The organism is Aquitalea sp. ASV11 (assembly GCF_016429185.1).
GTDB classification, from domain to species: Bacteria; Pseudomonadota; Gammaproteobacteria; order Burkholderiales; family Chromobacteriaceae; genus Aquitalea; species Aquitalea pelogenes.
Genome location: NZ_JAELUD010000054.1, coordinates 19,486 through 30,269, shown reverse-complemented (window position 1 = coordinate 30,269; position 10,784 = coordinate 19,486). Strand labels below are relative to the sequence as shown.

At 61.4% G+C, this 10,784-nt stretch carries 11 protein-coding genes; all 11 read left to right on the top strand.

The features are described from left to right. A partial coding sequence (gene murD, locus JHD62_RS15820; RefSeq protein WP_199103719.1) for a UDP-N-acetylmuramoyl-L-alanine--D-glutamate ligase occupies positions 1 to 967 on the top strand: 967 nt, incomplete at its 5' end. Continuing rightward, positions 964 to 2,121, top strand: a complete 1,158-nt coding sequence (ftsW, locus tag JHD62_RS15815) for a putative lipid II flippase FtsW (RefSeq protein WP_199103718.1) — start codon at positions 964 to 966, stop codon at positions 2,119 to 2,121. The genes murD and ftsW, both read left to right, overlap by 4 nt. 170 nt (positions 2,122 to 2,291) lie before the next feature. Next, complete coding sequence (murG, locus tag JHD62_RS15810; RefSeq protein WP_199103717.1) at positions 2,292 to 3,380, top strand: undecaprenyldiphospho-muramoylpentapeptide beta-N-acetylglucosaminyltransferase; 1,089 nt, start codon at positions 2,292 to 2,294, stop codon at positions 3,378 to 3,380. Positions 3,381 to 3,417: 37 nt separating this feature from the next. Beyond that, positions 3,418 to 4,812 (top strand): UDP-N-acetylmuramate--L-alanine ligase, encoded by a 1,395-nt coding sequence (gene murC, locus JHD62_RS15805; protein WP_131356402.1) that lies wholly within the window; start codon positions 3,418 to 3,420, stop codon positions 4,810 to 4,812. 53 nt (positions 4,813 to 4,865) lie between these two features. Continuing rightward, positions 4,866 to 5,777 carry a D-alanine--D-alanine ligase gene (locus tag JHD62_RS15800; protein WP_045846488.1) on the top strand — a complete coding sequence of 304 codons (912 nt, stop codon included), beginning with the start codon at positions 4,866 to 4,868 and terminating at the stop codon, positions 5,775 to 5,777. Further along, a complete protein-coding gene (locus tag JHD62_RS15795) occupies positions 5,767 to 6,492 on the top strand; it encodes a cell division protein FtsQ/DivIB (protein ID WP_131356398.1) in 726 nt (241 codons plus the stop codon). Before JHD62_RS15800 ends, JHD62_RS15795 begins: the two co-directional genes overlap by 11 nt. A gap of 46 nt (positions 6,493 to 6,538) precedes the next feature. Further along, positions 6,539 to 7,750, top strand: a complete 1,212-nt coding sequence (gene ftsA, locus JHD62_RS15790; RefSeq protein ID WP_218645090.1) for a cell division protein FtsA — start codon at positions 6,539 to 6,541, stop codon at positions 7,748 to 7,750. Between the two features lie 95 nt (positions 7,751 to 7,845). Continuing rightward, complete coding sequence (gene ftsZ / locus JHD62_RS15785; protein WP_045846485.1) at positions 7,846 to 9,030, top strand: cell division protein FtsZ; 1,185 nt, start codon at positions 7,846 to 7,848, stop codon at positions 9,028 to 9,030. 117 nt (positions 9,031 to 9,147) lie between these two features. Beyond that, positions 9,148 to 10,059, top strand: coding sequence for a UDP-3-O-acyl-N-acetylglucosamine deacetylase (lpxC, locus tag JHD62_RS15780; protein ID WP_199103721.1), 912 nt, complete (start codon positions 9,148 to 9,150; stop codon positions 10,057 to 10,059). Positions 10,060 to 10,061: 2 nt separating this feature from the next. Further along, positions 10,062 to 10,241, top strand: a complete 180-nt coding sequence (locus tag JHD62_RS15775) for a hypothetical protein (RefSeq protein WP_045846484.1) — start codon at positions 10,062 to 10,064, stop codon at positions 10,239 to 10,241. Between the two features lie 63 nt (positions 10,242 to 10,304). Further along, the gene (gene moaC / locus JHD62_RS15770) at positions 10,305 to 10,784 is read left to right on the top strand and encodes a cyclic pyranopterin monophosphate synthase MoaC (RefSeq protein WP_045846483.1); all 480 of its coding nucleotides are present in this window, start codon (positions 10,305 to 10,307) and stop codon (positions 10,782 to 10,784) included.

Here is a 10,784-nt window from a genome sequence, read left to right as displayed (position 1 = left end):
GGATACCATCGTGGCCGGCAATATCGGCCTGGCGGTACTGGAAGCCCTGCTGGAACGCGAACAATCCGGCAAGCAGCCGGACGTGTGGGTGCTGGAGCTGTCCAGCTTCCAGCTGGAAACCACATACAGCCTCGCGGCCGATGCCGCCACGGTGCTGAATATTTCCGAAGACCATCTGGACCGCTACAACGACCTGCTGGACTACGCCCACGCCAAGACGGCCGTGTTCAATGGCCAGGGCGTACAGGTGCTGAACCGTGACGACATCCTGGCCCCGGCCATGGTGCGCCCCGGCCATGTGGTCAAGTGGTTCTCGCTCAAGCAGCCGGTGGAATACAGCCTCACCCAGCAGGATGGCCAATACTGGCTGAGCGCGCAGGGCGAGGCCGTGTTGCCGCAAGCCAGCCTGCAACTGCAAGGCCTGCACAATGCCGCCAATGCACTGGCCGCGCTGGCCTTGTGCGACAGCATCGGGCTGGACCGCACTGCCCTGCTGCAAGGCTTGCAAAGCTTTGAGGGCCTGGCCCACCGCGTGGAGCTGGTGGACGAATTTGACGGCATCGCCTGGATTGACGATTCGAAAGGCACCAATGTCGGCGCCACCGAGGCCGCCCTCAATGGCATGACCCGCAAGGTAGTGCTGATTGCCGGTGGCGATGGCAAGGGGCAGGATTTCAGCCCGCTGGCACCGGCTTGCCAGCGTATTGCCCGCGCCGTATTGCTGATTGGCCGCGATGCTGGCCGTATCCGCGCCGCACTGGCCGACAGCGGCGTTGCACTGCACGATTACGCCACGCTGGAAGAAGCGACCCGCGCCGCAGCTGAACTGGCTCAGCCGGGTGATGTGGTGCTGCTGTCGCCCGCCTGCGCCAGCCTGGACATGTTCCGCAACTACGCCCATCGCGCCCAGGTGTTTATCGACACCGTGGCACAGATCAAGGCCGCGACCGGAAAGGGGCAGCCATGATCGTGCACTCGGCGCGCCGCTACACCGCCATCAAACCGTTTGACGAGGCATTGGCCTGGGCCCTTGCCCTGCTGCTGTCCATCAGCCTGGTGATGGTGTATTCGGCGTCGATTGCCTATGCCGAGGCCGATGCTGCCACGCAAAACCGGTACTTCTACCTGATCCGCCACATCATTTTCATGGTGATCGGCCTTTCCGCATCCTACGTGATGTTCCAGGTCCCTACCCGTATCTGGCAGAAGTACGCCGGCAAGTTGTTCCTGCTGGGCATCGTGCTGCTGGTGCTGGTGCTGATTCCCGGTATCGGCCGGGTGGTGAACGGTTCGCGCCGCTGGATCAACCTGTTCGTGCTCAACCTGCAGCCGTCCGAAATCATGAAGTTTGCCACGGTGATTTACGCCGCTGATTACACCGTGCGCAAAACCCACAAGCTGCACAGCCTGAAAGAAGGCTTTGCGCCGATGTTTGCCGCCATGGTGATGGTGGCCTTCCTGTTGCTGCGCGAGCCGGACTTCGGTGCCTTGATGGTGGTGATGTCCATTGCCATGGGCGTGCTGTTCCTCGGCGGCATCAATATGCGCATTTTCTCGGGCCTCGCGGTGATGGCGGCGGTGGCCATCGTGCTGCTGATCATCTCCTCGCCATACCGGCTCAAGCGGGTACTGGGTTTCATGGACCCGTGGGACGACCCGTATGGCAAGGGCTACCAGCTGTCGCACTCGCTGATCGCCATTGGCCGGGGTGAGTGGTATGGCGTGGGACTGGGCTCCAGCATTGAAAAGCTGTTCTACCTGCCCGAGGCCCATACCGACTTCATCATGGCGGTGATTTCGGAAGAGTTCGGCTTTGTCGGCATCTGCGTGGTGATCGGCCTGTATGCCTGGGTGGTGCGGCGTGCGTTTCACATCGGCGTGGAATCGAAAAAACTGGAACGGTTCTTCCAGGCGCTGGTGGCGCAGGGCATGGGCATCTGGCTGGGGATTCAGGTGTTTTTCAACATCGGCGTGAACATGGGCTTGCTGCCCACCAAGGGCCTGACCCTGCCGCTGATGTCGTTTGGTGGTTCGGCCATGCTGATGAACCTCATCGCCATGGCCGTGCTGCTGCGGGTTGATTATGAAAACCGCCGCATCATGCGTGGTTACAAGGTGTAGCCGCGCAGGACAAGCGCCGACAGGCGCGTGAGGGCGCAAGCCCGGTGGCAGCGGTTTCTGCGAGGCCAAAGGCCGAAGCTAAAACCCGAGAGTAGGGCGGCTACAAGGTGTAGCCGCGCAGGACGAAGCAAAAATCAGCGCATCATGCGCGGTTACAAGGTTTGATGAAGATGACGAACAGAACGGTCATGGTAATGGCAGCAGGTACGGGCGGACACATTGTCCCCGGCCTTGCCGTGGCCAAAGCGCTGCAAGCGCGCGGCTGGAAAGTGGTGTGGCTGGGTACCGAGCGTGGCATGGAAAACAAGCTGGTACCGCCCACCGGCATCCCGCTGGAGCGGCTGGCGTTTCATGGCGTGCGCGGCAAGGGCCTGGTCGGCTCGCTCAAGGGCGTGCTGCAGCTGTGCGGTGCGTTCGTCCGTTCGGCGCAGCTGTTGCTGCGTCATCGCCCGGATGTGGTATTGGGCATGGGCGGCTATGTCTGCCTGCCCGGTGGCGTGATGAGCGGCCTGCTGTGGAAGCCGCTGGTACTGGTAAATGCCGATGCCAGCCTGCTGTTGAGCAACAAGGCCTTGCTGCCGTTTGCCCGCAAGCTGGTGTGTGGTTTTGACGGCAGCGCAGCCAAGAGCGGAGCCAAGGCGCTGGTAACGGGTAACCCGGTACGGCAGGAGATCGAAGCCTTGCCGGCTCCGGCACAGCGTATGGCCGGACGCAGCGGCCCGCTACGGGTGCTGGTAGTGGGTGGCAGCCTGGGTGCGCGGGTGTTGAATCAGACCCTGCCGCAGGCGCTGGCACTGCTGCCAGAGGACAAGCGGCCGCAGCTGACCCATCAGACCGGGGAGGCGAACTTTGCCGAGGTGCAGGCCGCCTATCGTGCCGCCGGGCTGGAACAGGATGTGACGCTGTTGCCGTTTATCGATGACATGCCCAGCCGCCTGGCCGACTGTGACCTGATCATCTGCCGCGCCGGTGCCATTACGGTAAGCGAGCTGTGCGCAGCAGGCGTGGCCAGTATTCTGGTGCCGCTGGTGGTGTCCACCACGGCGCACCAGCGCGACAACGCCAAGTGGATGGCAGCGGCGGGTGCGGCCATTCATTTGCCGCAGCAGGAAATGACAGCACAAAAGCTGGCAGACGTTCTGGCTGGTCTTGACCGGCCCCGTCTGCTGGAACTTGCCAGTCAGGCACGCGCATTGGCCAGACCGGGGGCAGCCGCCCGGGTGGCCGATGTGTGTGAAGCACTGGCAGACGAACAGTAATACGGCAGTACAACTGCCGGAAGCAACGAGAAAGAACATGAAACACAGGGTCAAACACATTCACTTCGTCGGCATCGGTGGTGTCGGCATGTGCGGCATCGCCGAGGTTCTGCTGAACCTGGGCTACACCGTGTCCGGTTCGGACATGGCCGATGGTGCTGCCACCCAGCGCCTGGCAAGCCAGGGCGCACGCGTGTTCTTTGGCCATGATGCAACCTATATGGAAGGTGCCGACGTGGTGGTGACCTCCACCGCAGTGAAGGCAGACAACCCGGAAGTCCTGCGCGCCCGCGAGCGCCGCATCCCGGTGATTCCGCGCGCCATGATGCTGGCCGAGCTGATGCGCTTCAAGCAAGGCATTGCCATTGCCGGCACCCACGGCAAAACCACCACCACCAGCCTGACGGCATCGGTGCTAGCGGCAGCCGGGCTGGACCCGACTTTCGTGATCGGCGGCAAGCTGACCGCAGCAGGCACCAATGCCAAGCTGGGTTCCGGCGAGTTCCTGGTGGCGGAGGCCGACGAATCGGACGCGTCCTTCCTGCACCTCACTCCAGTGATGGCCGTGGTCACCAATATCGACGCCGACCACATGGATACCTACGACCACAGCTTCGACAAGCTCAAACAGGCTTTTGTCGACTTCCTGCACCGCCTGCCCTTCTATGGCCGTGCCGTGCTGTGCGTGGATGACCCGAACGTGCGTGAAATCCGCAGCCGCATCACCAAGCCGGTCACCACTTACGGCCTGGACGATTCGGCCGACATCTATGCCGACAACGTGGTTGCGGCCGGTGGCCAGATGCATTTTGACGTGGTGGTCAACAACGGCAGCCAGCAACGCTTCCCGGTTGTGCTCAACCTGCCGGGCCGCCACAACGTGCTGAATGCCTTGTCGGCCATTGCCATCGGGCTGGAATGCGGTGCGGATATTCCGTCCATCCAGCGTGGTCTGGCCGAGTTTGCCGGCGTGGGCCGTCGCTTCCAGCGTTATGGCGAAGTGGCCCTGCCTGCTGGTGGCAGCTTCACCCTGGTGGACGACTACGGCCACCACCCGGTGGAAATGGCCGCCACGCTGTCCGCAGTTCGCGGTGCCTTCCCGGACAAGCGGCTGGTGCTGGCTTTCCAGCCGCACCGTTACAGCCGTACCCGCGATCTGTTTGAAGATTTTGTCAAAGTGCTGAACGGCGTGGATGCGCTGCTGCTGTCCGAAGTCTATGCCGCCGGTGAAGCGCCCATCGTGGCCGCCGATGGCCGTGCACTGGCCCGCGCGGTGCGTGTGTCGGGCAAGGTGGAGCCGCTGTTTGTCGAGCAGATTGCCGACATGCCGCGCACCATCATGGATATTGCCCGCGATGGCGATGTGGTGATCACCATGGGTGCCGGTTCCATCGGCGCAGTGCCGGGCAAGCTGGTGGCCGGCAAGCTGTAAGCGGCAGGCGAATTTTGGCGGGAGGGGACAGGCCCTCCCAGTAAGGAAGAGAAATGAAGCAGTACGGCAAAGTGGCAGTGATGATGGGTGGCAGCTCCGCCGAGCGTGAAATCTCGCTGATGAGCGGCAACGGCGTATTGAACGCGCTGCGTTCGCGCGGCGTGGACGCCCATGCCTTTGACCCGGCCGAAAAACCGCTGGCAGCGCTGAAAGAAGAAGGCTTCGAGCGAGTGTTCATCATCCTGCACGGCCCGTTTGGCGAAGACGGCACCTTGCAAGGTGCACTGGAAACGCTGGGTATTCCGTATACCGGCTGCGGCGTGATGGCTTCGGCCATCTGCATGGACAAATGGCGTACCAAGCTGTTGTGGCGTGGTGCCGGCCTGCCGATTCCGGAGTTCGAACTGCTGGACGAAAACAGCGACTTTGCCGCCGTGGAAGCACGACTGGGCCTGCCGCTGTTCGTGAAGCCGGCGACCGAAGGCTCCAGCATTGGCGTGACCAAGGTAAAACAGCCGGGCGAACTGAAAGCAGCGTTTGAGGAAGCCCGCAAGTACGACCCGCTGGTGCTGGCCGAGCGTTTTGTCGGTGGTGGCGAATACACCTGTGCCGTGATTGACGGCCAGGCCTATCCCACCATCAAGATCGAACCGGCCACCGAGTATTACGACTACCAGGCCAAGTATTTCCGCGACGACACGGTATACCGCTGTCCGTCCGGCCTGAGTGAAGAAGTGGAACAGCGCGCCCGCGCACTGTGCCTGCAAGCCTTCCAGGTACTGGGCGGTCAGGGCTGGGGCCGGGTGGATTTCCTGATGGATGAAGCAGGTGGCATTTACCTGCTGGAAGTGAACACCAATCCGGGCATGACCAGCCACAGCCTGGTGCCGATGGCCGCGCGCGCCCAGGGCATCAGCTATGAGGACCTGTGCCTGAACGTGCTGGATATGGTGCATGTGGGATAACCATCAGCTGCTGAAAGGCCTGGCCAATTTCCTGCTGGGTGCCTCGCTGCTGATGCTGTTGTATGCAGGTGGATTCTGGGTGACACACGCACCGGTGTTTCCGGTGAAGAAAATCCAGATCCAGGGACAGATGAAAAGAGTGACGCCGGAACAGCTGCGCTTCATTGCCGAGCACGAGCTGACGGGTACTTTCTTCACGCTGGACATCGACAAGACCCGGGCGGCGTTTGGCAAGCTGCCCTGGGTGCGGGACGCACAGGTGCGCCGGCGTTGGCCGGATGCACTGGAAATTGCAGTGGAAGAACATGTGGCGCAGGCGCGCTGGGGCGAAAACGGGCTGGTGGACAGCCACGGCGACCGCTTCGACGCCGCCAGCGACCAGCAACTGCCGGTGTTTCATGGCCCGGCAGGGGCAGAAAAGGACATGACAGCCATGCTGGCGCGTTTGCGTCAGGGACTGAAACCGACGGGGCTGGCCCCGCAGGAAATCTGGCTGTCACCGCGTCGGGCCTGGCAAGTGGACCTGGATAACGGTATCAAGCTGGACCTGGGCCGGGGCGATGTGGATTTGCGGGTGGAGCGATTCGCCCTGTACTGGAAAAACGAACTGGCAGCGCTGCCGTACCACATCGATTACGTGGACATGCGCTACCCCAATGGATTTGCCGTGCGGATGCCTGATTACAAGGCGCCGCCGGCACAAGTGAAAAAGTAATACCTAGCTGGAGCGACAGGTGAGCAAACCTAAGGAAAGCAAGAACATGCTGGTCGGCCTGGACATCGGTACGTCCAAGATCGTGGCGATTGTCGCGGAGGTCCTGGATGACGGCCAGCTCAACATCATCGGCATGGGCCAGACCCCGTCACGTGGTCTGAAGCGCGGCATGGTGGTGAATATCGAATCCACCGTGCAGGCCATCCAGCGTGCACTGGAGGAGGCCGAACTGATGGCCGACTGCAAGATTCACGAGGTGTTTGCCGGGATTGCCGGTTCGCACATCAAGAGCATCAACTCGCACGGCATGGTGGCCATCAAGGACCGCGAAGTCACCCAGATGGACATCGACCGCGTCATTGAAACCGCACGCGCCGTCACCATCCCGCCAGACCACCAGGTGCTGCACATCCTCACCCAGGAATACAGCATCGACGGCCAGGAAGGCGTGCGCGAACCGCTGGGCATGAGCGGTGTGCGCCTGGAAGCCAAGGTACACATCGTCAGCGGCGCGGTGTCTGCTGCGCAAAATGTCACCAAATGCGTGCGTCGCTGCGGTCTGGAAGTGTCCGACCTGGTGCTGCAACCGATGGCCTCGGCCATTGCCGTGCTGTCGGAAGACGAAAAAGACCTGGGCGTATGCCTAATCGACATCGGTGGCGGCACCACCGACATCGCCGTGTATGCCAACGGCGCCATCCGTCATACCGCGGTGATTCCGATTGCCGGTGACCAGATCACCAACGACATCGCCATGGCGCTGCGCACCCCTACCAAGGAAGCGGAAGACATCAAGATCCAGCATGCCGTGGCACTGGTGAGCATGGCCGATCCGGGCCAGATGATCGAAGTGCCGGGTGTGGGCGAGCGCGGGCCGCGCCAGATGTCGCGCGCCACGCTGGCCGAAGTGGTGGAACCACGGGTGGAAGAGCTGTTCCAGCTGGTACAGCAGGAACTGCGCCGCAGCGGCTTCGAGGACCTGCTGTCCTCCGGCATCGTGCTGACCGGCGGTGCCAGCCTGATGCCGGGCATGGTGGAACTGGCAGAAGAAGTGTTCCACATGCCGGTACGCGTGGGCGTGCCCAAGTATGTGGGCGGCCTGGCCGAGGTGGTGAAGACGCCACGCTTCTCGACCGGTGTCGGCCTGTTGTTGTACGGCAAGGACCAGATCCAGACCCATAGCGGACCCAAAGTGGAAAGCGCGGGTGTGGGCCAGCTGTTTGGCCGCATGAAGGCCTGGTTCGCCGGTAATTTCTAAGCAACGGCGGCCGGGTGGCCGCTGCTGTGATTTTTGTTTTTCGGGCAGCAGTAAATAGTGGAATGCAAGCTCATCTTAAACTTGAGGAGAGGCAAATGAGCGGAATGGTTTTTGAAGTAATGCAAGAGACCGCCAACGCGGCTGTGATCAAAGTGATCGGTGTAGGTGGCGGCGGTTGCAATGCCATCGACAACATGATCAGCAGCCATGTGCATGGTGTCGAATTCATCTGCGCCAATACCGACGCGCAATCCCTGCAGCGCAACAAGTCGCCGCAGAAACTGCAACTGGGCAACAACCTGACCCGTGGTCTGGGTGCAGGTGCCAACCCGGAAGTGGGCCGCAGCGCCGCGCTGGAAGACCGCGAACGCATTGCCGATGCCCTGCGTGGTGCCAACATGGTGTTCGTGACTGCCGGCATGGGTGGTGGTACCGGTACCGGTGCTGCCCCGGTGGTGGCTGAAGTGGCCAAGGAACTGGGCATCCTGACCGTAGGTGTGGTCACCCGCCCGTTCGAACACGAAGGCAAGCGCCTGAAAGTGGCCCAGAGCGGTATCGAAGACCTGAAAAAGCATGTTGACTCGCTGATCGTCATCCCCAACGAAAAGTTGATGGAAGTACTGGGCGACGACGTCACCATGCGTGAAGCCTTCCGTGCCGCCGACGACGTGCTCAAGGGCGCGGTAGCCGGTATCGCCGAAGTGATTACCTGCCCCGGCCTGATCAACGTCGACTTTGCCGACGTACGCACCGTGATGGGTGAAATGGGCCTGGCGATGATGGGTTCTGCCTACGCCTCCGGCATCGACCGTGCCCGCGTGGCCGCCGAGCAAGCCGTGGCCAGCCCGCTGCTGGACAACATCACCCTGGAAGGCGCACGTGGCGTGCTGGTGAACATTTCCACCGCACCGGGCTGCCTGAAGATGAGCGAATACCGCGAAATCATGGGCATCATCCGTCAGTACGCCGACGAAGATGCACAGATCAAGTTCGGTACCGCCGAAGTGGAGGAAATGCCGGAAGACACCATCCGTGTCACCCTGATTGCCACCGGCCTGGGCCAGCAAAAGCCGGTACGCGAAGAGCGTCCGGAGTACATCAAGATCGTCAAGACCGGCACCGACGACCGTGCGGTGGAAGTCATCAACTACGACGATTTCGATACCCCGGCCATCATGCGTCAGGGCCGTCGCCGCGCCGCGCCGTCCACCGACTTCTCCAACCCGGAAGTGAGCGACAGCTATGACATTCCGGCCTTCCTGCGCAAGCAGGCAGATTAAGAAAGGTCTGCCAGGATAAATAGTTAAATACTATTAACGTGTGACGAGCAATCAATAAAGCATGGCGAAAGCCTGTGCTAGAATCGGGTTTTCCCGATTGCCTGAGAGCTTCACATGATATTCCAGCGCACGCTAAAACAAGCGATCAGCGCCACAGGTGTCGGCTTGCATTCTGGCGAGCGGGTGAAACTCACCCTGCTGCCGGCAGCGCCCGACACCGGCATCGTCTTTCGCCGAACCGACTTGCCCGAGCCGGTGGATGTGAAAGTCGAGCCTGCGCTCGTCAACGACACGCGCCTCTCCTCCACGCTGGTGACAGACACCGGCGTGCGTGTCGGCACGATCGAGCATTTGATGTCAGCCTTTGCCGGCTTTGGCATCGACAACCTTGTAGTCGAGGTGACGGCGGCGGAAATCCCCATCATGGATGGCTCCGCCGCCCCCTTCATTTACCTGCTGCAAAGTGCTGGTGTGGTCGAGCAGTCCGTGCCCAAACGCTTCATCCGGGTGAAACAGCCGGTGGAAATCGTCGAAGGCGACAAATGGGTCAGGCTGGACCCGATGGACGGTTTCAAGATCACCCTGTCCATCGAATTCAATCACCCGGCTTTCAATCTGGCACCGCAAAAAGTCGAAATCGACTTTGCCAGCAGCTCTTATCTGGATGAAATCAGCCGCGCCCGCACCTTCGGCTTCATGCATGAAGTGGAATACATGCGCCAGCATGGACTGGGCTTGGGCGGCAGCCTGGATAACGCCATCGTCATTGATGACGAATACGTGCTCAATCCGGAAGGCCTGCGCTTCCCCGATGAATTCGTGCGTCACAAGATTCTGGACGCCATCGGCGACCTCTACATTGTTGGCCACCCGCTGATTGCCGCCTTCTCCGGCCATAAATCCGGCCATGCGATGAACAACAAGCTGCTGCGCAAACTGCTGGAAACCCCGGATGCCTGGGAATACGCCAGCTTTGTCGACCCGCTGGACGCGCCGTCCAGCTTCCATCGTCTGCCCGAGGCGGTGTAAGCATGCTGTGGTGGCGGCTGTGGGCGATTGTCATCATCCTGGCGTTTGGCTGGGCGGCCATCTGCTATGCCCTCACCCGCAACCCGCGCTACCTCCAGCTCAGCCTGCGGCTGTGCAAATGGACGGGCGGTCTGGGGCTGTTGCTCTCCCTCTTCTGGCTGATTGGCAAATTGATCCGATAGCCGCACACTGCCATCCATTCAAACTCAGATGGCAGTCAGTGCTGCCGCTTGCTGGAGGTTTTGATGTCCGGACTGACTCATTTCGACGCCAGTGGCCAGGCCCACATGGTGGATGTGGGTGACAAAGAGGTCACCCGTCGCCGTGCGGTGGCGCAGGGCAGTATCCGCATGCTGCCTGCTACCCTGGCCCTGATCCGCGATGGCAATCATAAAAAGGGCGACGTGCTGGGCATTGCCCGCATCGCCGCCATCATGGCTTCCAAGCGAACGGCCGACCTGATTCCGCTCTGTCACCCCATCGCGCTCACCCGCGTGGCTGTTGAATTTGCGCTGGACGAAGCCGCCAGCAGTGTCGGTATTACCGTGACTGCCGAGTGCAGCGGTCAGACCGGTGTGGAAATGGAAGCCCTTACCGCAGCAAGCGTCGGCCTGCTCACCATTTACGACATGTGCAAGGCGGTGGACCGTGGCATGGTGATATCTGCCGTGCAGTTGCAGGAAAAAGAAGGTGGCAAGAGCGGGCACTGGAAGGCAGGTGCTTGA